The following is a 21,623-nucleotide window of genomic DNA, read 5'->3' as shown; positions in this document are numbered from 1 at the left end:
TTAATGGGAGCCTCACGCCTGCGCGGCCAGCCAGTCCCGCACCTTGCGAGCATTGTCGCTGAGGTCGCGGGTTCTCGACCAGATGACATGAAAGCCCTTGCCGGTCGTCATCGTGTGGCCGGTCGCACGCACGAGCAGTCCTGACGCCAGCAGGCGCTCGGCGAGGTGGCCCCAGCCGAGCGCAATGCCTTGCCCTTCCATGACCGCCTGGATCACCAGCGCATAGTCGTTGATGCGCAATCCGCGCCCGGCATCGGTGATGTTGACCCCGGCCGAGGCGAACCACTCGTCCCAGCTCGCGGCCTCGCGAAACGGCTCTTCGAGATGGATGAGCCGGTGCGATTGAAGATCCTCGACGGTTTCCGGCAGCCCGAACCGTGCCACATAGCTCACGCCGGCGACGGGGAATATCTCCTCGTCGGCCAGTCGCAGTGAATGATAGTCCGGCCATTCCCGGGGCTCGCCACCGCGCACAGCGAGCGGGATGCCCTCGGCGATGATGTCGAGATCGCGGTCGGCGGTCTGGATGCGCAGGTCGATGCCCGGCAGTTCGTCGCGGAACTGCTGCAGGCGCGGCATCATCCAGAACGAGCCGAAAGCCGTCGACGCGGCAAGCGTCACATGGCCGCCGGTCGCCTGTAGGCGCAAATCCTCCGCCGACTTGCGGATGTGCGACAGGCCAAGCGAGACGTCGGCGTGAAAGCGGTCACCGGCTTCGGTCAGGCTGACTTGTCGATGGCGACGCTGGAAGAGTTTCGCGCCGAGCTGCTCTTCAAGCCCGCGGATTGCATAGGACACCGCAGCCTGCGTCATGCCAAGCTCTCGCCCGGCGGCGGTAAAACTCGACAGCCGCCCGGCGGCTTCGAAAACGATCAGGCTGCCGGCGGACGGCAGCAGGTGGCGCAGGCTTCGCATAAGCTGAACTTATACAAGAGATCAGGATTTTCCAGCGTCACAGCTGTATTTTGTCTCGCTAAGTTGACTGACTCTGGGAGGATGGAGTTTTCAATGAACGCACCGGCCGCCGAAGTCACCGAACACACCAACCGTCGAGCGGGTGGCCGCGTGGGGCGCAAGACGCTGCGGGGAATTCCCATGGCGTCGTTTCCGACCCTGGTCCGCAAGATTCCTGTGTATGAGATGGTCCCGGACGAGGCGGTGGAGCTGATCCACCAGGAGTCGCTCCTGATCCTCGAAGAGGTTGGCTGCGAGTTCCGCGACGACGAGGCCATCGCCCTGTGGAAGGCGGCCGGAGCCGATGTTTCCGAGACACGTGTCCGGATCGACCGCGCGCTCCTGATGGAGCTGGTGTCGAAGGTCCCGTCGGAATTCACCCTCAATGCCCGCAACCCGCAGCGTACCGTCCGCGTCGGCGGCAAGAATTCCATCTTCGTGCCGATGTACGGGGCGCCCTACGTGCGCGACCTCGACAATGTCAGGCGCTATGGCACGCTCGCCGACCTCAAGAATTTCCACAAGCTCGCCTACATGGCGCCGGCGCTGCACTCGTCGAGTTCGGTCATCTGCGAGCCGATGGAAATTGCGGTGCCGAAGCGTCACCTCCACATCATCCATTCGGCGCTGAAGCATTCCGACAAGCCGTTCATGGGCATCGTGACATCAAAGGAGCGAGCCGAAGACACCATGGCGATGGCGGGCATCGTGTTTGGCGAGGACTATGTCCGCGACAATCCGGTGCTGGTGTCGATCACCAATTGCAATTCGCCGCTGGTGTGGGACGCCACCATGCTGGATGCGATGAAGGTCTATGCGCGCAGCAACCAGCCGCTGATCCTGGCGCCCTTCGCGCTGTGCGGCGCCTCTACTTCTGCGTCTGCCGTGGGAGCGGTCGCGCAGGTCAATGCGGAAGCGCTGGCGGGTGTCGCGTTCACGCAGCTGCTGCGTCCGGGGTCGCCGCAGATCTACGGCCAGTTCATGGTCACCGTCGACATGAAGACCGGCGCCCCGATGGGCGGCACGCCGGAGGCCGCCCAGATGATGTATCTCATGGGAGCTCTGGCACGCAAATACCGGTTGCCGTGGCGCACCTCGGGCTTCCACGTCGGGTCGAAGCTCAATGACGCCCAGGCGGGCTACGAGGCGAACATGCTGATGCATGCCGCCATCCTCTCCGGCGCCAACTACATCTGGCACTCCGCCGGGTGGCTGGAGGCCGGCCTGAGCTGCGGCTATTCAAAATTCGCGACGGACTGCGAACAGCTTGTCGGCTGGTACAAATATGCCGGCGGGCTTCCGTTCGACGATTTCAAGGAGGCGATGGCGGCAATCCGCGAGGTGGGCCCGCAGGGCCACTTCCTCGGCACCAAACACACGCTCGAACATTTCGAGTCGGCCTTCTTCATACCCTCGATCATGGACTTCAATTCGTACGAACAGTGGAAGGCAGAAGGCGCAAAGGATCACGACACACGCGGTCGCGAGAAAGCGCGCAACATGCTGGCGGATTATCAGGAGCCGAAACTTGATGAGGGCATCGCCGAGGGGCTGACGGATTTCATTGCGCGGCGCGAGGAGGCGCTGCCAAACAGCGTCAGTTGACGCGACGGACGAACAACCAACGGGAACAAAAAGGGAGAAAAAAATGACATTCTTCAGAAGCAATGGCGACCGCGTGCCGGGCGCTATCGAGGCAATGGCGAAAGAGACGCGTGCAGGCCGCATGGACCGGCGCGAATTCCTGGCGCTGGCCAGTGCTTTCGGCGCGTCGACGGCTCTCGCCTATGGCATGATCGGCCTTGCCGCGCCGACAAAGGCCCTGGCCGACGAACCGAAAAAGGGTGGAACGCTGCGTGTCGCGATGTCGGTCAAGGCGCAGAAGGATCCGCGCACCTATGACTGGACCGAGATGGCAAACGTCACCCGGACTTGGCTGGAGCCGCTCGTCCGCTATACGCACCAGTTCACGTTCGAGCCGGTCCTGCTCGAAAGCTGGGACGTCAATGACGACGCCACCGAATACACACTGCATCTGCGCAAAGGCATCACCTGGAACAATGGCGATGCCTTCAACGCCGATGACGTGGTCGCCAATCTGAACCGCTGGTGCGAGAAGGGTGCTTCCGGCAATTCAATGGCCGCGCGCGTCGGTGCGCTGATCGACGCAAAAACCGGCAAGGCCAGGGATGGCGCCATCACCAAGGTCGACGACCACACGGTCAAGCTGAAGCTGTCCGAACCCGACATCGCGATCATACCGGGCTTCACCGACTATCCGGCTCTGGTCGTGCATCGCGACTTCGACAAGGATGGCGCCGACCCGATCAAGAAGCCAATCGGTACCGGACCCTTCGAACTGGTGTCCTATGAAGTAGGTACGAAGGCGGTCGTCAAGCGTCGCGAGAACGGCAAGTGGTGGGGCGGTGAAGCGCCGCTCGACAGCGTCGAATTCATCGACTACGGCACCGACTTTAACGCCTCGGTGAATGCCTTCGAATCCGGCGAGATCGACGTCAATTTCGAGACACCCGCCGACTTCATCGACATCCTCGACCAGATGGATCTGGTGAAATCAGAGGTTGCGACGGCGACGACGCTCGTTGCCCGCACCAACATCACCCACAAGCCCTATGACGACCAGCGAGTACGCAATGCGCTGCAGATGGCTGTCGACAACAATGCCGTCATGCAGCTCGGCTACGCCGGGCTCGGCACCGTCGGCGAGAACCACCACGTCGCCCCGATCCATCCCGAATACTATCCGCTGCCCAAGAAGACACGCGACGCCGCCGCCGCCAAGAAGCTGATGGCGGATGCCGGGCAGGCCGACTTCGAGCACGAGCTGATCACCGTCGAGGACGAATGGCAGAAGAACACCGGCGATGCGATCGCCGGCCAATTGCGCGATGCCGGCATCAAGGTGAAGCGTACGGTGCTGCCGGGCTCGACCTTCTGGAATGACTGGACGAAGTATCCGTACTCGATGACCATCTGGTACATGCGCCCGCTCGGCGTCCAGGTGCTGGCGCTCGGCTATCGCTCGGGCGAGGCCTGGAACGAAACGGCCTATGCCAACCCGGATTTCGACGCCAAGCTGAAACAGGCGCTCTCGCTGGCTGATCCTGCCAAGCGCAAGGAGGTGATGAAAGACGTGGAGCAGATCCTGCAGGATTCCGGCGTCATCATCCAGCCGTTCTGGCAGAAGCTCTACTGCCACATGAGCAAGAAGGTGAAGAATTACGGAATGCACCAGACCTACCAAATGGACTTCCAGAACGTCTGGCTGGACGCCTGAGTTAGCTCCCAAGACTGGCAATACCCGCCGGCACCCGTTGCAGAAAACAGGTGCCGGCGGACCGCAAGCTATTGAAATCAGTGAGTGCGTCAAACATGGCCGACGACGAGATCATCCTTTCCGAGCTTTCCGACGACGAACTCGTGCAGCAGATGCACGACGACCTTTATGACGGGCTGAAGGAAGAGATCGAGGAAGGCACCAACATCCTTCTCGAGCGCGGCTGGGCGCCTTACAAGGTGCTGACCGAGGCGCTGGTCGAAGGCATGCGCATCGTCGGCGAGGATTTCCGCGACGGCATCCTGTTCGTGCCGGAAGTGCTGTTGTCGGCCAACGCGATGAAGGCGGGCATGTTCATCCTGCGTCCGCTGCTTGTCGCCACCGGCGCGCCGAAGCAGGGCAAGATGGTGATCGGCACCGTCAAGGGCGACATCCACGACATCGGCAAGAACCTTGTCGGCATGATGATGGAGGGCGCCGGCTTCGACGTCATCGACCTCGGCATCAACAATGCGGTGGAAAAATATCTCGACGCCATCGAACAGCACCAGCCTGACATCATCGGCATGTCGGCGCTGCTGACGACGACCATGCCCTACATGAAGGTCGTCATCGACACGATGAAGGAAAAGGGCATCCGCGACGACTACGTCGTGCTGGTCGGCGGCGCGCCGCTCAACGAGGAATTCGGCAAGGCCGTCGGCGCCGACGCCTATTGCCGCGACGCAGCCGTGGCGGTCGAGACCGCCAAGGACTTCATGAATCGCAAGCACAACGTCCGCGTGTCATAGCCGCAAGGCAACTTTCCGTCCTTCGTGGAAGGCGTAGGGCGCCTGGCGCGGAGCGACGGCGTCGCCGACCTCCATGAAAGGCTGGGACGTGCTTTCCAACTCTTTCGCCAGCCAATTCGCCGCCACATTGGTGGTTGCAAGTACAAGGCAATCGCCCGGCACGAAGCTTTCTTCACGCGTGTTGTGGTCAACGATGGTCACGCCGTCCCCGTGCCATTCCAGCACGCTGACATCCAACAGCCATGTGACGCCAAGCTGGCGCAATGTCCGTCGCAGCGGGAAATCGGCAGCCGTCCGCTGCAGTTCCTTGCCGACCAACGGATCGGGCGTGAGAATGGTCACTTGATGGCCATCCTCGGCAAGTTTCCAGGCCGTGCCACAACCGCGCCAGCCTCCGCCCTCGTCGAGCAAAAGCACGCGCTTACCTGGTCGTGCATGGCGGGCCATAACGGACTCGATCGAGAAAACATTGCCCTTTTCTATGCCTGGCAGGCTTGGCATTGCCGGCAGAGCCTTCTGAAATCCGGTTTCGGGAGACACCGATCCCGTGGCCAGGATGACGGTATCAGCTTGGAAAGAGGCGATTTCCGAAGCCTCGACGTAGGTGTTGAGTCGAACGTCGACGTTCAGCTTGTCAAGCTGGCGTTCATACCACCCGAGAAGGTCGAGGATTTGCCCGCGGCGCGGCTGCAGCCCGGCGAGCAGAAAGTTTCCGCCCAGCCTACTGGAGGCTTCAGCCAGCACCACGTCGTGACCTCGCTCGGCGGCAACCCGAGCCGTCTCGAGGCCGGCGGGACCGCCGCCGACGACAAGCACCCGTTTCTTGATGGCAGCGGACGTGAACCGGTCACCACCCCATTCAAACTCGCGCCCCGCAGAGGGATTGATAAGGCAGCTGATCCAGTAGTCGCGGGAACGACGGCCCCAGCACATCTGGTTGCAGGATATGCATCCGCGCACATCCTCGGGCCGGTCTGCCGCGGCTTTGCGTGCCAGATGCGGGTCGGCGATCTGGCCCCGGACGATCGACACCAGGTCTGCAGCTTTCTCGCCGAGCACGGTTTCGGCGTTTTCAGGCGTCCTGATATGGCTTTCGGCGACCACGAGGGCCGTCTTGACCACGGCCTTGAGGGTCTTAGCAAGATCGGCGCCAAGCTTCTCCGGATAGAGAAACGTCGGCATTATCTTGTAGAAATCGAGGTAGCTACCGGTGCCGCAGGTCACGTAATCGATCAGCCCCTGCTCATCATGCAGCCGAATGATCTCCGCCAGTTCCTGGCGACTGAGCGCGACTGTGTAGTCAGGTTCGTCGCTGACCGAGAGTCCAATGATGAAATCGAGGCCGCATCTTTCGCGGATGCGGGTTAGGATTTCGCGCGAGATTCGCGTGCGGTTGTCGAGCGACCCTCCCCATTGGTCCTCGCGTCGGTTTGTCCAGGGCGTCCAGAACTGATCGACCAGTCCGAGATAAGCAGCCCAGACTTCGACGCCGTCGAAACCGGCTTCCTGGCAGCGGCGCGCCGCCTGAACGAAGCTGTCGATGGTTTCCCAAATCTCACCCTCGGACATGGCGTGGGAACCGTCGCTGTCATGATAGCTCGGCAGGCCCGAGGGCGACCAATGCGCGTGAAATGAGTTGTCCGAATCCCCGTGCGCTCCGACGTGATAGAGCTGCTGGATGGCGATCGCCCCGTGGTCCTTGATCGCGCGCGTGACCTGTTGGAAATGAGGAATGACGCTATCGTCGCCAGGTCGAAAATTGCCGCGTGTCAGGACGGCGGCCTGATGGACGGGCATGGGTTCGACAACAATCATGCCGGCCCCACCGAGCGCTCGCTCGGCATAGTAGGCAACGTGTCGTTCGGTCGGCACGCCGTTTTCGGCCATGTTGGCGGTATGAGCCCCGAACACGATCCGGTTTCGCAGCGTGCGGCTGCCTAGCTTTACAGGTGAAAACAGATGCGGAAAGAGTTTTGACATAGTTCTCACCAGCGGTCGGAGGGAGGCCCGGCTCGTTCGGCAGTCAGGTGGCTTGTCCCATAGTCACGGATTTCTGGAGCGCCGCGGCAAGGCCGTCTGCCACGGCAGATTCAAACCCGGCTGCGCGCATGGCTTCGATCGCTGCCGCGGTGGTGCCGCGGTAGTCGAGGAAGGTCTGGACGATATCTTTGGGATTGTCTGGACGAGCCTCGAGGAGTTTTCCGGTTCCAACAAGCACCGCGCTGACGCTCCGCCGGGCAATATCTGGATCCATTCCTCGGCTGACGGCGTCGTCCATCATCGCCGCCGCCAAAAGCGCCGGAAAGGCTGGACCGGATCCGGTGAGGCCCGTCAAATAGTCGATATCTGCTTCTGTTTTGACTTCATCGGCCGCGCCACAGGCCTCCAGAATCCGGCGAACGACATTGCGGTCATCGGCGGTGACGCCCTGAGAGCTTATCCAGGGAGTATAGGAATTCCGCACCTCTGCCGCTGCATTCGGAAGCGTGCGGATGACGCGGTCGGTTTTAAGACGTCCCGCCAGTTGGTCGAGAGTGATCCCGGCCATAACCGACATGGCGAGCTTGCCGGACGCAGTAATGTCGATGGCAGGCCAATCCTGGGGCCGGACCGAGACGATGATGACATCAGATCGATCCACCAGTTCCTGGTTGTCCCTGGTCCATGAAGCGTTTGGCAGAAAGTCGGGTTTCCCACTTCGATGAGAGAGCGTCAGGTGCTCTGCGGCGACTGTTTGCGCATCAATGATGGCCTCGGCGATAGCGCGTCCAAGCCAGCCACTTCCGCCGATTATTCCGATGCTCAAGGGTTCACCCATTGGCGAAACGCTTCCTCAGCCCGCCGAATGGCCGTGTCTGGCGAAGAATCGGTCGAGCTCGCGCTTCCGCGGGGCCTTACCTGTAAAAATCTCCACGTAGCCGGGAATGCGCTTCATGCGGTCCGCGAGATCTTCGCTGGTCTGCATTGAGATGTAGCCGATCTGCACGAGGTAGATGGTGCGCGCTCGAACATCGGCTGAGCCTTCGTCGTAACCAAAGCGGACAAACATCTGGCTCAACGCATCGAGACGCGTCTGGTCGGCTTTCTGCACCTCCGCCAGAATGTCAGGGGATTGAAGCGCCCAGCTTCTGACTGCGAACTCGAACTGGGAATCGAACAAGGATTTGTCGAGCCAGCAGTCGAAAACGTTCAGCATCGCTTCGGCGACCGTCTCGGCATATGCCTCAGCCTGCTTGACGAGGTTGCCGGTGTTCTTGTCCCGCCAACGGGTCACGAGGGCAGCCAACAATTCTTCTCTATCCTTGAAGAACCAATAGAAGCTGGTGCGCGACAGGCCCAATTTCTTGGCCAGTGGCGATATTCTCACCGTGTCGACGCCGGATTCAAGAAGCAGGTCGTAGGCGGCTTCAAGCCACCCCTCCGGCGATCCGCGCCATCCGCTATCGTTCGAAATTTGCTCCATGAGTGATCAGCCTACCAAAATATCAAAGTGAAAACCAGCAAAATGTACAGCAATGTCGATTCTATCTACCTCTCAGAAGAGAAACTTGACATGCATGTACATTTTCGATAGCGTTCGCACCTGCCATCTCAGCCCGGAGTCCGTCAGATGTCGAGCGATCCCCTTCTGCAGCCGTACAAACTCAAGCATTTGACCCTGCGCAATCGCATCATCGTGACCTCCCACGAGCCGGCTTATCCCGAGGACGGGATGCCGAAGGAGCGCTATCTTGCCTACACGGTTGAAAGGGCGAAGGGCGGTGTGGCGATGACGATGACAGCCGGGTCCGCGGCCGTCTCGAAGGACAGTCCCCCGGTTTTCAACAACCTGCTCGCCTACAAGGACGAGATCGTGCCGTGGATCAGGCAGATGACAGATGCGGTGCACGAAGAGGGCGCCGCCATCATGATCCAGCTAACCCATCTTGGACGGCGTACACGCTGGGATAAAGGTGACTGGCTTCCCGTTCTGGCGCCGTCCCATCATCGTGAAGCCTCCCACCGCGCGTTTCCCAAGAAAATTGAAGACTGGGATATCGAACGCATCATCAAGGACTTTGCGGACGCCGCTGAGCGAATGAAGGCAGGCGGGATGGATGGCGTCGAACTCGAGGCCTATGGCCACTTGATCGACCAGTTCGTGTCTCCTCTCACGAACGAACTTGACGGTCCGTATGGTGGTTCGCTCGATAATCGCATGCGCTTTTGCATGGACGTCTTCAAGGCGATCCGGTCACGGGTCGGCGACGACTTTATCCTAGGCGTACGATACACCGCGGATGAACGTCTCCCCGGCGGCACTGGCGTGTCGGAGGGCATTGAAATCTCCAAGCGTCTCAAGGAAAGCGGACTGATCGATTACCTCAACGTGATCCGCGGGCACATCGATACCGATGCGGGCCTGACGGACGTCATTCCAATTCAGGGAATGGCGAATGCGCCGCATCTTGATTTTGCCGGCGAGATTCGTGCGGCAACCAACTTCCCAACCTTCCATGCAGCGAAAATACCGGATGTGGCGACAGCGCGCCACGCGATTGCATCGGGTAAGGTCGACATGATCGGCATGACGCGTGCCCACATGACCGACCCACACATCGTGCGCAAGATCATCGAAAAGCGCGAAGACGAAATCAGGCCCTGCGTGGGTGCAAACTATTGCCTTGACCGTATCTATCAGGGCGGGGCGGCATACTGCATTCACAACGCCGCGACTGGCCGTGAGCTGACCATGCCGCATATTGTCGCCAAGGCCGACAGCCGCAAGAAAGTTGTCGTGGTCGGTGCAGGTCCGGCTGGCCTCGAGGCCGCCCGTGTCGCGGGTGAGCGGGGACACGAGGTCGTGGTCTTCGAGGCCGCCAGCGACCCTGGAGGGCAGATCCGGCTGACAGCGCTGAGCCCGCGCCGCAAGGAGATGATGAGCATCATCGATTGGCGCATGGCCCAGTGCGAAAAACATGGAGTGGCCATCAGGTTCAATGCCTGGGCGGAAGCCGAAACCATCGAGGCGGAAAATCCGGACGTTGTCATCGTCGCAACGGGCGGGGTGGCGCACACCGACGTCCTTTCCAAGGGCAACGAGTTCGTGGTGTCGTCTTGGGACATCATCTCCGGAGACGCAAAGCCGGGAAGCAATGTCCTCATCTTCGACGACGCGGGTGACCACGCGGCACTCCAGGCCGCGGAATTCCTCGCCGGCGCCGGAGCGAAGGTTGAAATCATGACACCGGACCGGTCATTCTCACCCGAGGTCATGGCTATGAACCTCGTGCCGTACATGAGGTCTCTTCAAAAACTCGATGTGACCTTCACCGTTACCTATCGGCTCGAGTCAGTTGAAAAGAATGGCAATCAGCTCATTGCAAATGTCGGCAGTGACTACGGCGGCATATCCAAACAGCGCGTCGTGGATCAGGTTGTCGTCAATCACGGCACCATTCCGCTGGACGACATCTATTTCGAACTGAAACCGAAATCGACCAACCACGGCGAGATTTCGCAAGATGAGCTCATCGCCGGGCAACCACAGTCGGTGGTGCGGAATGCGCAGGGCCAATTCCAACTCTTTCGTATCGGCGACGCCGTTTCAGCTCGCAACACCCACGCCGCGATCTACGACGCGCTGCGACTGGCGAAAGATATCTAACATCCGGCAGCGGACCATAGCGTCCGCTCACAACAAGGGCTGAAAGATGAACAGAAGTGAGGCCCTGCAATATTTTGTAGACACAGCGTTCGTGGCCTTCGACCAGTTCTCACACGACCTGCGATCGCGCAGATCGATCATCCAGCTCTTCGCCCAATCGGAAGTTCCCGGGCTGGAAAGGACCAAGGCCGGGAGCCGTTTGCCGGTCTGTTCCTATCTTGGCCCGGCGTTGGCGGAAGAGGCGATCCCGCCTACGCTCCGCAACTTGATTGAGCGCTTCAAGGCGATCGAGCCGCTGCTCGAATGGCGGCTAAAATCAAATCCCGCCCCGCCTGCCAGCAGCAATTTCCGTGACGGTCACGCCAACGCGATGATCCTTGGCCCGGGCGGTCTCGAGGACAGAAACGATCTGTGGCTCGGCGTCACTTTGATGGCTCCTCACGTCCGGTATCCCGACCACGATCATCCGCCGGAAGAAACCTACCTCGTGCTTTCGCATGGCGAGTTCAAGCAGGCTGACAAGGATTGGTTTTCGCCCGGCATCGGTGGATCATTCTACAATCCGCCAGGCATCAAACACGCAATGAGATCGCTGGATCGGCCGCTGTTCGCTTTCTGGGCGCTGTTGGTGGATCAGACGCATCACTGAGCTTGCCCGAAATCGGGTTGCGGCTCGAGGGAAGAGCCAAGACCGCCTTGCGGGTGAAGCGCGTGACTCATCAATAGCTTCATCATCGACTTCGGTGACCGCGGACCGTCAAGGCGCTGTCGATTTCGAAGAAGCGCCTTGATCAAAGATCGCGAAATGGTTGCTATATCTCGACTTTCACACGGCCAACCGGATTAGAACAGCAAGCAAGGATATAGCCGTCGGCAATCTCTTCGTCGGTGATGCCGCCATTGTGGACCATATGCACATCGCCGTCGATTTTGCGAACCTTGCATGTCCCGCATATCCCCATACTGCAACCAGATCGGATCACCAGACCGGCAGCCCGTGCCGCAGCCAGGATCGTATCCGTCTCGACGCATTTCGCCGAGACGCCGGATAGGACAAATTCGATCTCGGCCTCGTTGTTCGCGGTGGGAACGAAGTCATCCGGGACCTTCTCGGCCTCAGGAAGCGGCGCGCGGAAGCTTTCCTGATGGTAATGCGCCATGTCGAAACCGAGACCGGCCAGCGCCTCGCGCACGGCTTGCATGAAGGGCTCGGGCCCGCAGCAGAACACCTCGCGATCAAGATAATCCTGCGCCATCAGTCCGAGCATCAACTGGTTGAACATGCCTCTGTAACCGGTCCACGGCCTGTATGGATCGGTCTGTTCAACCACCCATTTCAGGTCGATGCCAGTTACGCGCGACGCCATATGCTCCAGCCGTTCGCGGAAGATGATCTCAGAAGGGCGGCGCGCGCAGTGGACGAAGACGATGTCCGGATCAACCCCGGAATCATACAGATGAGTGGTCATGGACATCATCGGTGTGATGCCCGAGCCGGCCGATATGAAAAGAAACTTTTCGGCTGGCTGATGTGCCATCGAGAAGGTGCCCCCCGGACCAATTGCCCGCAGGCGCATGCCCGGACGGAGGCTGTCAAACATCCACTGCGTTCCGACAGAGTCGGCCTGCGCCTTTACGGTAATGGTCAGCGAGGTCGGCCGCGACGGAGATGAGGATATCGTGTAGGTCCGGTAGATCGGACCGCCGGGAATGGGCAGTTCCAAAGTGAGGAACTGCCCTGGATCAAAATTGAACAGCGATCCGGACGGCGACCGGAAACAAAAGGTCAGGACGTTCGGCGCCTCCGGAAGAAAGGAGGCACATTCGAGTTCTTCCGCGTCGGTCCAGAAGACCAGCCTGGGTTTTGCCACCACGTTCATTGGTTCACTCCGCGGCCAATCGCATCGAGGCCTGAGAGCGCTCAAGCCAGTTCGCATACCAATCGACGAATTGGGTCACACCGCTTTCCTGAACCGGCGAATATGGTCCGGGAACATAGGCAGGAGAGAAGATCCCTTGCTGGTTGGTTTCGACGATCTCACGGTCTTCATCATTGGTAGAAATCCAGACCTCGGTCAGGCGCTTGAGGTCGTAGTCGCGCCCTTCGACGGCATCTTTGTTCACCAGCCAGGTGGTGGTGACCTCGGTCTCCGTGGCGCTGATTGGCGTGACTCGGAAGGTCAAGGAGTGATCCGGCAGGAAGTGGCTCCAGGTCGTTGGATAATGGAACATCAACAGCGAGCCTGCTTCGGGCAGAGCCACCCGGCCAAGATTCTTGTGAACGGCAGCCTTGCCGTCGAGCGTGTAGCTCACCGCCTTTTGCTGCAGCGGCATCCGCGCCAGGCGAAATTGGCCGCTGCCGCCAAGCCGGAACTGCGCCGGCGCGCCTGAGGCTTCGCAACGGTCAAAATGCGCCTGGAGGGTCGCCGAGACCGACCCGTCGGTAGACACCCCGGCAACGTCCGGGTCGAGCGAGAAGGAGCGGCAGAGCGACGGGTGGTTGCCGCTGCAGTGGTAGCATTCGCGGTTGTTTTCCCACACAAGCTTCCAGTTGGCCTTCTCGATGATAGTCGACGTATGCGCGACCTTCGCATTGTTAAGGTCATGGACCTCTAGGTAGGGAAGGGCCAGGTCGGCAAACGGTTCGAAGTCTGGGGGCGTAGCGGACAGGCAGACGTAGATCAGGCCGGCAAGATTGCGCAGATGGACCGGCTTCAGCCCGTGTTTGGACATGTCGAAGTCGGGCCCCATGTCATTTGCCCAGATGAGCTTGCCGTCAAGCTCATAGGTCCACTGGTGATAGGGGCAGACGAGTTTGGCCACTTGGCCTTCGCGCGCCTTGCAAATCATCGAGCCGCGATGGCGGCAGGAATTGTGGAAGGCGCGGATTTCACCATCGCCGGCGCGCACGATGACCACCTCATAGGCACCCACGCGCATCGTCACGTAGCTACCAGCTTTCGCAAGCTGGCATGCCGGAGCCGCGTAGAGCCATTCCTGGTAGAAGATGTGCTCGAGATCGAGCTGGTAAATCGTCGGCGAAGTGTAAAAGGGCTGCTCAAGGGCATAACCCGAGACGCGGCGCGCTAGCAACTCTTGGATCGAGGGCGAGGGGGCGTTCATGCGGAATTCCATAGTTGGCGTGCACATTTGAGATGAAATTTTCTTGCCTGGACGCCTTTTGCGCAATAGCACTAATTTTCAGAACGATTTAGTTCAGCTAATCTGTTGCACTCAGCGAGCCGTCCAAAAAGCGGGTCCGAAGAAGCGTTGATGCCAAGACCGTACGATCTCTCCTCGGTGACGGCTCTCATCTGCTTCGAGGCAGCCGCCCGAAATGCGAGTTTCAAAAACGCCGCCCAGGAATTGAATGTGACGCCCGCCGCGATCAGCCACCAGATCAAGGCGCTTGAGGGTGACTTGGGATGCAACCTGTTCCTGCGCTTGAGCCGCGGCGTCGAATTGACTGAGAAAGGAGCGTTCCTGTTCGTTGCCGTGCAGCGCGGGCTTGAGACGATTTCCGACGCCGTCACTCACATGCGCGATCGCCCGGAAACCGCTGACGTGACCATCCGGACAACGACGGCCGTCAGTTCGCTATGGCTTACACCGAAGATCTCAGCCTTCTGGAAGAGCATCCCACCATCACTGTCTCGCAGATCGTCAGCGACGTTCCCGCAATAGCCGCCCGCTGCGATCTAAGTATTCAATACGGGGATGCGCAGGAAAGTCCCGAGGAGTGTCACAAACTTTTTCAAGATCGCATTGTCGCGCTTGGAACTCCAAAATTCGCCGCCGAGCACGGCATTGGCCGAGTTGAGGATCTGCTCAAGGCGCCTTTGATTCATATGAACAACGAGGAAACCGACTGGACGAACTGGCCGGAGTGGTTTCAAGCGCTTGGACACACCATCCCAAAAGGCCGCAGGTTTTCCGTGAACAACTACATGATTGCCCTCCAGGCCGCTCAGGATGATATCGGGGCGGTCTTGGGGTGGGATGGATTGGTCAAAAGCCTGATGGAACAGGGCCGGCTGGTCACACTTGTACCCGACAACATTCCCTCACCCAGGGCATTTTATCTGAAAATCCATCTCAGGGCAGGTTCGAAAGCGCGGCTTTTTGCGAGCTGGCTCGCCAAAAGCTCTTGAGCAGCTGCTCTCTTGCTCGTTGACTTCTTCGGGCGGCTTCACGTCACCGCGCTCGCTATGGATTCGTGGTATTGAACGGGTTCAAACCACGAAAGCCTGGAGATTATCGGATGAGACTGATTGTGCTTGCCGCCGCTCTCTCGATCGCAGCGCCTGCGGCCGCCCTGGCCGGGCCGGCCTCCAATGCGGTGAAGTTCTTCTACATGCCCGAGGTCAAGTTCGAGGCCGACGCGAAATACCGCGACCGTTTCACCGAGCCGGTGACAAGGCTGTTCGACCTCAACGACCAGGCGCAGAAGAACAAGCCGGACGAGGTGCCTTGCATCGACTTCGCCCCCGGTCTCGACGCGCAGGATTTTGACGAGAAGACAGTCGCCAAGACGTTGAAGCTGTCTGAAGCAGTGGATGGCGACAGCGCCAACGTGACAGTGACGTTCAACCTTTTCCCGGAAGGCGATGAATCCAAACGCGAAATGGTCTGGTCGCTGAAGAAGATCGACGGCCAGTGGAAGATTGCCGACATCACCTCGAAGACCAGCGGCTGGACGCTGAGTGCGCTCGAATGCCTGGCTGGCCAGACTCCGGAGTGACGCCATGGCCCGCGCCCTGGCCCTGGCGACTGCGTGCCTGCTGGCCGCGGGTTTGAGCAGCACCGCTGGCCAGGGCCTGTTCAGCGCGCCGCTCTCAGCAGAAAATGCACGGGCAGCTCCGCTGCGGCCGGGTTCGCCGACGGCGATGGTGAAACCGTTTTACGAGCATGTCGGGCTCGAGCTCGATCCGGCTCAGCGCAGCCATTTCGTCGATCCCGCGAAGTCGGTGCTCGACAAGAGCGATGCGCTGCGGAAATCGGGGCAGGGCGAATGCCTCGACCCCAACATGGCGCTCGACAATGCGGCGTACGACAGGGCCGAGATCGACAACAGCCTGAAGGCTGTTGAAGCGGTCAAAGGCGATGAGGCCAAGGTCGTCGTCGCCTTTATCGTTGCCGGCAATCCGCACCGGCTGGAATGGAAGAAAAAAGGTCGACGGCGACTGGAAGATATCGGACCTTCTGTCGGTGACCGGCGAATGGGCGCTCAGCCAATATCAGTGTGAGTGAGAACGGACCGATGAGTTGATCGCCTGATGGCGATTGAAAACCAGAGTTGGCGATCCTGCTGTCCCGCCGGACATCTCGCAGCAGAATTCAGCCGCGTCCGCGATAGGGCGCAACACCGGTGTCGGGCAGCCATGCGCCTTCCGGCGGCGCGCCGGTCTGCCAGAATACGTCGATCGGAATGCCGCCGCGCGGATACCAATAGCCGCCAATCCGCAACCACAGTGGTTTGGTCGCAGCGATGATGCGGCGGCCGATCATGATGGTGCACTCTTCATGGAAGGCGCCATGGTTGCGAAACGAGGTCATGAACAGCTTCAGCGACTTCGATTCCACCAGCAGCGTGTCGGGTGCATAGTCGATGACGATGTGGGCGAAGTCCGGCTGGCCGGTGACCGGGCAGAGCGAAGTGAATTCCGGGCAGGTGAAGCGAACGATGGCTGGCGGCCCATCGCCGCGCGAAAACGGCACGGTCTCCAGGACTGCTGCGTCAGGGTTCTGTGGCGCCTCGACGTTGGTGCCGAGCTGGGTAAGGTTTTTCGTATCGGTCATCGGCGGGTTCCTTACTGCATGTCGCCCAAAAGCCTGCCCACGGGCCCGACCCGAGGGTGCGCGGACTTGGGTACGACATGCGCGAAAAGACAAAAATCTGCCGCTCATTAGCACAATTTGAAACAGGAAGACGATGACCACCAGCGATCCGCTTCTCCAGCCCTATCAGCTCAAACATTTGACGCTGAAGAACCGGGTCATGTCGACCAGCCACGAGCCGGCCTATTTCCGAGGATGGTATGGATCTGAAGATCACTTCGGATTTGATTTGGTGGCGCGCAGCCGAACCTCCCCACGGAGAGCCACCAGGCACGTCGGTCCGATCTGCGCGCTGCGCACGCCGCCGGCTTGCAGCCAGACACCGTACGATCTCTTAAACCGCGATAGCGGCTGGCCGCTCAAAACATTCTGGCGGTGGCCATGCAGAGCACGGTGATGACCAGCAGCCCACCAGCGATGCGTTCGCCCCTTGTCATTTTCGCGCGCAACTGCGTTTCCGTCGCCGAGTCAGTGCCGGCAAGCCGCCTGCTGGCAGAGCCGACCAGCGCTCCCTGAACACCGGCGGCAATCAAGGCCGTCGCGATACCCAGGGCCAGAACCATTTCCATCGAACCGAAAGAGCCGCTGTGGAAGAAATACCAGAGCAGGGCGCCGGTCAGGAAAACCATGCCGGCCGCGTTCATTTGCGGCCGGAAAAACCGTTCGATCCGAATCTCCGGATCGCGGGCGACAGCGATGGTCGTTCCAGCCCAGAACACACCGGCCAATACGTGAAGGCCGAGGACGATGATGTAGACATACTGCATGACCGCGTTCCTCCTTTTCTTCCGCCAACCATAAAGTTAGATATCAAACGATTAGATGTCAATGTAAAGTCAAAGGGCCAGTTCCATCGGCCTTTCCCTTACTCTAGTGTCGGATCATGACGCTTTTCGACCGCCCGCCAGTCGGGATGAATCTCGCCCGCACCGCAAAGCTTGTCGCCCAGGCCTTTGACGCCACGTTGGTCGAGGCGGGCGGCACGCTGCCGGTCTGGGTCACGCTGTTGTCGATCAAGTCGCGCGAACTGGCCAACCAGCGTGAGCTCGCCGGCATGATCGGAATCCAAGGCGCGACGCTGACCCACCATCTGAACGCGATGGAGACGCAAGGTTTGCTGACCCGGCGCCGCGATCCGGAAAACCGCCGCGTCCATCAGGTCGAACTGACCGAAGCGGGAGAGGCGCTGTTCCTGAAATTGCGCACGGCAGCCATTGCCTTCGACAAGCGGCTGCGGACCGGGTTGTCGGACGACAGGCTGGCGGAGTTCGCAGAAGTTTTGGCGACGCTACGGGCGAATGTCGATTGATCCCAACTGCCGAACGCATTGTTCAGCGAGCCCAAGATGTAGCGGCAGCCGGCTACGGACCGGCCGTAACCCCATCAGGCCGCCATTTCCGAAGCGGCGTGTCAAGGTTGGCGCCTTACGCCAGCCTTCCCTGCAGCACCGTCAGCCTGGCTCTCTTCGGCGCCCGCGCGACCAGCCATTCGCGTACCTGGTCCTGCGGCATCGGGAAGGCGATCGAGTAGCCCTGCACCTGGTCGCAGCCGATCGCCATCAGCGAATCGAGCTCAGCCTCGGTTTCGGCGCCCTCGGCGACGATCGAGATGCCAAGGCCGCGGGCGAGTTCGGTGATGGCACGCACGATCTTGGTGTTGTCGCCGTTCTCATTGATGTTCTGGACGAAGCGGCGATCGATCTTCAGCCTGTCGATCTCGTTCGGGTTGACGTGGCTGAGCGACGCGTAGCCGGTGCCGAAATCATCGAGTTCAAGATGGACGCCGGTGGCGCGGATGTGCCGCAGCTTTGCCGCGATGCCGGTCTTCTCGTCGTCGAGAATGACGGATTCGACGATCTCGAGCGACAGTTTTTGTGGCGGCAGCCCAGCCTTTTCCAGCGCACCGAAGAGGAAGGTGTCGAAATCGGCCTCACGCAATTCGGAGCCGGAGACGTTGACGGCGAGCCGTCCGAAGGCAATGCCGGCACGGTTCCACTCCGCCGCCTCGCCGATTGCCTTGGCGATGACGATGCGGCCGATCGCAGGCATGAGTCCGCATTTCTCGGCGATGGGAATGAACTCGCCCGGTGCGATCATGCCGCGCTCGGCATGTCTCCAGCGAACCAGCGCCTCGATGCCGCCGATTGTGCCGTTCGACAACGAAACCTGTGGCTGGAAATAGACCTGGAACGTCTTCTCCGCGATAGCGATCCTGATGTCATGCTCGAGCCGCTTGCGGTAGTCGAGTTCATGCCGCAACTCCTCGGAGAAGAATGAGAGACTGCCGCCACCCTGCTTCTTGGCGGCGTGGAGCGCGAGGTCGGCATGGACGAGCAGGTCTTGCGCATTGTCGGCGTCGACCGGATAGACGGCGACGCCGGCGCTGGCGCCCGGGAGGATGGTCGCGCCCCGATAGACGATCGGTTCGTTGATCTGCGACAGGACGCGCCCGGCGACCGTGTTGATGTCCTCGGTGCCGCCGGCACCGTTGAGGATCATCACGAACTCGTCGCTGCCGAGACGCACGCAGAGATCCGACGCCCGGCAGGAATCACGCATGCGCTGCGCCGTCACCACCAGCACATAGTCGCCGGCGGCGTGGCCAAGCGTGTCGTTGATCTGCTTGAACCGGTCGAGGTCGAGGTGGACCGCCGCAAGCCGCTCCCGCCGGCGCTGCGCGCCCTTGATCAGCGTATCGAAATGGTCGGTCAGGAAGGTGCGGTTGTGCAGGCCGGTAAGGCCGTCATGCACGGCGATGAAGGCCATGGAATTGCGGGTATCGATCAGTTCACGCGTCTTGCGCAGGATGGCGTTCGACATCGGCCTGAAGATGAAAAGTGCCACCAGCACGATGACCCCGAGGGTGGAGTAGAACAGCGTTCGATGGAGATCGAGAAGGCTCTCCGATCGCGCGTCGGCTTGGGCGCTGATGCGCTGACCGAGTGCCGCATAGCCCGACAGGGCCGCATTGGCTACGGAAGCGTCGAGGTTGACGCGTTCGCCGCCACCCTTGTAGCCGCCATTGTCGGCCATGCCGAGTTGCGATTCAAACGCCGAAACCAGGCGTTCGCCGTTGGCGATAAGCCCGACCGAGAAGTAATCGAGATGAAACGGCTTGGCAAAAAGGACGTTCTCGACTGATTTTGGATCGAGCCTTGCCGGTGACGCCGGGTCGGCGACCACACGCTCGAGCAGAAGGTCGTAGTTCCTCTCGAAGTCGGCCGTGGCCTGTTTGAATGCGGTGACCAGAGCCGGTTGTTGGTTGGGCGTAGCTGCTCCTGCCGCGTTGGCAAGGAAGACAATGCGTTGCGACAGCACCTTTTGCATGCCGACAATATCGAGCAGCGTGTCGTCGTGCCGATGGCCAGCCATCATCTGCTGGAGAAGGATGAAGGAGGCCATCACCATGGCTGCAATGATCAGCAGCGCCAGCCAATAGCCTGCCTTGATCAGCAATATGAGCTTGCCCGAAATGGTTTGCATCGGTTGCTGCGACATTTTCTGGGGCGGTCCCTCTCGCCGACAGATTGTTGGGTATGAGAACCATTGGCTTGAAAGGTTAACAGCTCCGGAAGCCGACACAGCAGCAGCGGTGAAAAGCTCGCAAAATGGTTATCGCCTTCTTTCGCGCCGCAGCTGCATTTGAACATCTGCCATTTGGCGGCATTCTGGGGCGGCATTCTGGCCACTGACCGTCGGGTCACCGAAGCCGTCGCTTTTGCGGTGGATTTTTCGCCCGCGCGGGGCGACAGTCCATTCAATCTCAACAGGGCCAAATCATGAGCGCGGCATTCCTCTCCCATATCGACAGCGAGCTTCAAGGGCTGAAATCGGCCGGCCTCTACAAATCCGAGCGGGTGATCACCTCGACGCAATCGGCTAAGATCGAGGTGGGCGGCGAGAGGGTGCTGAATTTCTGCGCCAACAATTATCTTGGCCTCGCCGATAGCGCCGACTTGCGCGATGCGGCCAAGCAGGCACTCGACCGCTATGGCTACGGCATGGCGTCGGTGCGTTTCATCTGCGGCACGCAGGAAGAGCACAAGCTGCTCGAGGCGACGATTTCTGGCTTTCTCGGCATGGAGGACACGATCCTCTACGGCTCCTGCTTCGACGCTAATGGCGGGCTGTTCGAGACGCTGCTTTCCGAGGAGGATGCGGTCATTTCCGACGCGCTGAACCATGCCTCGATCATCGACGGCGTGCGGCTGTCGAAGGCGAAGCGTTTCCGTTACGCCAACAACGACATGGCCGATCTGGAAGCGCGGCTGAAGGAGGCGATGGATTGCCGTTTTCGGCTGATCGCTACCGATGGTGTATTTTCCATGGACGGCATCATCGCCAATCTGAAGGGCGTCTGCGATCTCGCCGACAAGTACGATGCAATGGTGATGGTCGACGACAGCCATGCAGTCGGCTTCGTCGGCAAGAACGGGCGCGGCTCGTCCGAGCATTGCGGCGTCGAGGGCAGGGTGGACATCATCACCGGCACGCTCGGCAAGGCATTGGGCGGCGCGTCGGGCGGCTACACATCGGGCAAGAGCCAGGTGGTCGACTGGCTGCGCCAGCGCTCGCGTCCCTATCTGTTTTCCAACACGCTGATGCCGGCGATCGCCGGCGCCTCGATCCGGGTTTTCGAACTGATCCAAAATGGCGATGCGCTGCGCCAGCGCCTCTATGCCAATGCGGCACGGTTCCGGTCTGAAATGGGTAAGCTCGGCTTTACGCTGGCCGGCGCCGAACATCCGATCGTTCCGGTCATGCTCGGCGATGCGACGCTGGCGCAGGAGATGGCGGCGCGCATGCTGCAGCGCGGCATCTATGTCATCGGCTTCTCGTTTCCGGTGGTGCCGAAGGGCCAGGCCCGCATCAGGACGCAGATGTCGGCCGCCCATTCCAGCGCCGACATCGACCGTGCGGTCGAGGCGTTCGGCGCGGTCGGGCGCGAACTTGGTGTGATTTCCTGAACGACCGGAACCGAAAAGCGATTCCGGATCAAGAGTTTCAAGGGACAAAAGAATGTCGAACATGATGAAGGCGCTGGTCAAGGCCAAGGCCGAGCCGGGCATCTGGATGGAAGAAGTGCCGGTGCCGGA

The 21,623-nt window shown here is 60.4% G+C and carries 18 protein-coding genes and 1 pseudogene; 10 read left to right on the top strand and 9 right to left on the bottom strand.

The features are described 5' to 3' along the window. Positions 1 to 12: 12 nt before the first annotated feature. Positions 13 to 915, bottom strand: coding sequence for a LysR substrate-binding domain-containing protein (locus tag AC0L2M_RS17650; RefSeq protein ID WP_287229811.1), 903 nt, complete (start codon positions 913 to 915; stop codon positions 13 to 15). 93 nt (positions 916 to 1,008) lie between these two features. Between AC0L2M_RS17650 and AC0L2M_RS17645 the strand changes: the two genes are divergently transcribed. From AC0L2M_RS17645 to AC0L2M_RS17635, 3 genes are all read left to right on the top strand, one after another. After that, positions 1,009 to 2,559, top strand: a complete 1,551-nt coding sequence (locus AC0L2M_RS17645; RefSeq protein WP_287229809.1) for a trimethylamine methyltransferase family protein — start codon at positions 1,009 to 1,011, stop codon at positions 2,557 to 2,559. Between the two features lie 43 nt (positions 2,560 to 2,602). Continuing rightward, a complete protein-coding gene (locus tag AC0L2M_RS17640) occupies positions 2,603 to 4,252 on the top strand; it encodes an ABC transporter substrate-binding protein (RefSeq protein WP_287229807.1) in 1,650 nt (549 codons plus the stop codon). 95 nt (positions 4,253 to 4,347) lie between these two features. After that, complete coding sequence (locus AC0L2M_RS17635; protein ID WP_287229806.1) at positions 4,348 to 5,043, top strand: corrinoid protein; 696 nt, start codon at positions 4,348 to 4,350, stop codon at positions 5,041 to 5,043. Here AC0L2M_RS17635 and AC0L2M_RS17630 read toward each other — a convergent pair. Genes AC0L2M_RS17630 through AC0L2M_RS17620 form a run of 3 tightly spaced genes read right to left on the bottom strand, consistent with a single transcriptional unit; the run spans position 5,038 to position 8,506 of the window. Next, positions 5,038 to 7,023 (bottom strand): oxidoreductase, encoded by a 1,986-nt coding sequence (locus AC0L2M_RS17630; protein WP_473535484.1) that lies wholly within the window; start codon positions 7,021 to 7,023, stop codon positions 5,038 to 5,040. The genes AC0L2M_RS17635 and AC0L2M_RS17630 overlap by 6 nt on opposite strands. A 43-nt stretch (positions 7,024 to 7,066) precedes the next feature. Then, entirely contained in the window at positions 7,067 to 7,861 is a 795-nt protein-coding gene (locus AC0L2M_RS17625) for a pyrroline-5-carboxylate reductase family protein (RefSeq protein WP_473535483.1), read from the bottom strand. Positions 7,862 to 7,876: 15 nt separating this feature from the next. Next, positions 7,877 to 8,506: a TetR/AcrR family transcriptional regulator gene (locus AC0L2M_RS17620; RefSeq protein ID WP_027153879.1), complete on the bottom strand. Its 630-nt coding sequence runs from the start codon at positions 8,504 to 8,506 to the stop codon at positions 7,877 to 7,879. Between the two features lie 147 nt (positions 8,507 to 8,653). Here AC0L2M_RS17620 and AC0L2M_RS17615 point away from each other — a divergent pair, with 147 nt between their 5' ends. Next, complete coding sequence (locus AC0L2M_RS17615; protein WP_287055451.1) at positions 8,654 to 10,690, top strand: NADH:flavin oxidoreductase; 2,037 nt, start codon at positions 8,654 to 8,656, stop codon at positions 10,688 to 10,690. 46 nt (positions 10,691 to 10,736) lie between these two features. Next, complete coding sequence (locus AC0L2M_RS17610; RefSeq protein WP_128184337.1) at positions 10,737 to 11,339, top strand: dimethylsulfoniopropionate lyase; 603 nt, start codon at positions 10,737 to 10,739, stop codon at positions 11,337 to 11,339. 163 nt (positions 11,340 to 11,502) lie between these two features. On the opposite strand, the gene AC0L2M_RS17605 is transcribed toward AC0L2M_RS17610, so the two are convergent. Both AC0L2M_RS17605 and AC0L2M_RS17600 read right to left on the bottom strand, forming a co-directional pair. After that, positions 11,503 to 12,570: an FAD-binding oxidoreductase gene (locus tag AC0L2M_RS17605; protein ID WP_473535482.1), complete on the bottom strand. Its 1,068-nt coding sequence runs from the start codon at positions 12,568 to 12,570 to the stop codon at positions 11,503 to 11,505. Positions 12,571 to 12,574: 4 nt separating this feature from the next. Beyond that, on the bottom strand, positions 12,575 to 13,813 hold the full coding sequence (locus AC0L2M_RS17600) for an aromatic ring-hydroxylating oxygenase subunit alpha (protein ID WP_473535481.1): 1,239 nt from the start codon (positions 13,811 to 13,813) through the stop codon (positions 12,575 to 12,577). 150 nt (positions 13,814 to 13,963) lie between these two features. On the opposite strand from AC0L2M_RS17600, the pseudogene AC0L2M_RS17595 reads away from it, so the two are divergent. The 3 genes and pseudogenes from AC0L2M_RS17595 to AC0L2M_RS17585 all read left to right on the top strand — a co-directional run bounded on the left by AC0L2M_RS17595 (position 13,964) and on the right by AC0L2M_RS17585 (position 15,936). After that, positions 13,964 to 14,841 (top strand): annotated as a pseudogene (locus AC0L2M_RS17595) (LysR substrate-binding domain-containing protein). 110 nt (positions 14,842 to 14,951) lie between these two features. Then, positions 14,952 to 15,431 (top strand): DUF3828 domain-containing protein, encoded by a 480-nt coding sequence (locus AC0L2M_RS17590; RefSeq protein ID WP_473535480.1) that lies wholly within the window; start codon positions 14,952 to 14,954, stop codon positions 15,429 to 15,431. Between the two features lie 4 nt (positions 15,432 to 15,435). Further along, positions 15,436 to 15,936: a hypothetical protein gene (locus tag AC0L2M_RS17585; protein WP_473535479.1), complete on the top strand. Its 501-nt coding sequence runs from the start codon at positions 15,436 to 15,438 to the stop codon at positions 15,934 to 15,936. 91 nt (positions 15,937 to 16,027) lie between these two features. Here the strand turns inward: AC0L2M_RS17585 and queF are convergent, their stop codons facing one another. Both queF and AC0L2M_RS17575 read right to left on the bottom strand, forming a co-directional pair. Then, positions 16,028 to 16,489: a preQ(1) synthase gene (queF, locus tag AC0L2M_RS17580; protein ID WP_023802331.1), complete on the bottom strand. Its 462-nt coding sequence runs from the start codon at positions 16,487 to 16,489 to the stop codon at positions 16,028 to 16,030. A 398-nt stretch (positions 16,490 to 16,887) separates the two neighbouring features. After that, positions 16,888 to 17,295: a hypothetical protein gene (locus AC0L2M_RS17575; protein ID WP_091600611.1), complete on the bottom strand. Its 408-nt coding sequence runs from the start codon at positions 17,293 to 17,295 to the stop codon at positions 16,888 to 16,890. 116 nt (positions 17,296 to 17,411) lie between these two features. Between AC0L2M_RS17575 and AC0L2M_RS17570 the strand changes: the two genes are divergently transcribed. Continuing rightward, positions 17,412 to 17,837, top strand: coding sequence for a MarR family winged helix-turn-helix transcriptional regulator (locus AC0L2M_RS17570; protein WP_027153887.1), 426 nt, complete (start codon positions 17,412 to 17,414; stop codon positions 17,835 to 17,837). Between the two features lie 115 nt (positions 17,838 to 17,952). Here AC0L2M_RS17570 and AC0L2M_RS17565 read toward each other — a convergent pair whose 3' ends face one another. Further along, a complete protein-coding gene (locus AC0L2M_RS17565; protein ID WP_473535478.1) occupies positions 17,953 to 20,025 on the bottom strand; it encodes a putative bifunctional diguanylate cyclase/phosphodiesterase in 2,073 nt (690 codons plus the stop codon). 281 nt (positions 20,026 to 20,306) lie between these two features. Here AC0L2M_RS17565 and AC0L2M_RS17560 point away from each other — a divergent pair, with 281 nt between their 5' ends. Then, the gene (locus AC0L2M_RS17560; RefSeq protein ID WP_473535477.1) at positions 20,307 to 21,494 is read left to right on the top strand and encodes a glycine C-acetyltransferase; all 1,188 of its coding nucleotides are present in this window, start codon (positions 20,307 to 20,309) and stop codon (positions 21,492 to 21,494) included. Positions 21,495 to 21,623: the final 129 nt, after the last annotated feature.

The sequence above is a fragment of the Mesorhizobium sp. WSM4806 genome (genome assembly GCF_055811635.1).
This window is presented reverse-complemented; position numbering and strand designations above follow the sequence as displayed.

Bases quoted from the DNA above. Each gene is read 5' to 3' on its own strand.
- AC0L2M_RS17625 (WP_473535483.1), bottom strand. From the start codon at position 7,861: ATGGGTGAACCCTTGAGCATCGGAATAATCGGCGGAAGTGGCTGGCTT.
- AC0L2M_RS17565 (WP_473535478.1), bottom strand. From the start codon at position 20,025: ATGTCGCAGCAACCGATGCAAACCATTTCGGGCAAGCTCATATTGCTG.
- AC0L2M_RS17640 (WP_287229807.1), top strand. From the start codon at position 2,603: ATGACATTCTTCAGAAGCAATGGCGACCGCGTGCCGGGCGCTATCGAG.
- AC0L2M_RS17620 (WP_027153879.1), bottom strand. From the start codon at position 8,506: ATGGAGCAAATTTCGAACGATAGCGGATGGCGCGGATCGCCGGAGGGG.
- AC0L2M_RS17600 (WP_473535481.1), bottom strand. From the start codon at position 13,813: ATGAACGCCCCCTCGCCCTCGATCCAAGAGTTGCTAGCGCGCCGCGTC.
- AC0L2M_RS17615 (WP_287055451.1), top strand. From the start codon at position 8,654: ATGTCGAGCGATCCCCTTCTGCAGCCGTACAAACTCAAGCATTTGACC.
- AC0L2M_RS17635 (WP_287229806.1), top strand. From the start codon at position 4,348: ATGGCCGACGACGAGATCATCCTTTCCGAGCTTTCCGACGACGAACTC.
- AC0L2M_RS17630 (WP_473535484.1), bottom strand. From the start codon at position 7,023: ATGTCAAAACTCTTTCCGCATCTGTTTTCACCTGTAAAGCTAGGCAGC.
- AC0L2M_RS17570 (WP_027153887.1), top strand. From the start codon at position 17,412: ATGACGCTTTTCGACCGCCCGCCAGTCGGGATGAATCTCGCCCGCACC.
- AC0L2M_RS17650 (WP_287229811.1), bottom strand. From the start codon at position 915: ATGCGAAGCCTGCGCCACCTGCTGCCGTCCGCCGGCAGCCTGATCGTT.
- AC0L2M_RS17610 (WP_128184337.1), top strand. From the start codon at position 10,737: ATGAACAGAAGTGAGGCCCTGCAATATTTTGTAGACACAGCGTTCGTG.
- queF (WP_023802331.1), bottom strand. From the start codon at position 16,489: ATGACCGATACGAAAAACCTTACCCAGCTCGGCACCAACGTCGAGGCG.
- AC0L2M_RS17560 (WP_473535477.1), top strand. From the start codon at position 20,307: ATGAGCGCGGCATTCCTCTCCCATATCGACAGCGAGCTTCAAGGGCTG.
- AC0L2M_RS17645 (WP_287229809.1), top strand. From the start codon at position 1,009: ATGAACGCACCGGCCGCCGAAGTCACCGAACACACCAACCGTCGAGCG.
- AC0L2M_RS17605 (WP_473535482.1), bottom strand. From the start codon at position 12,570: ATGAACGTGGTGGCAAAACCCAGGCTGGTCTTCTGGACCGACGCGGAA.
- AC0L2M_RS17590 (WP_473535480.1), top strand. From the start codon at position 14,952: ATGAGACTGATTGTGCTTGCCGCCGCTCTCTCGATCGCAGCGCCTGCG.
- AC0L2M_RS17575 (WP_091600611.1), bottom strand. From the start codon at position 17,295: ATGCAGTATGTCTACATCATCGTCCTCGGCCTTCACGTATTGGCCGGT.
- AC0L2M_RS17585 (WP_473535479.1), top strand. From the start codon at position 15,436: ATGGCCCGCGCCCTGGCCCTGGCGACTGCGTGCCTGCTGGCCGCGGGT.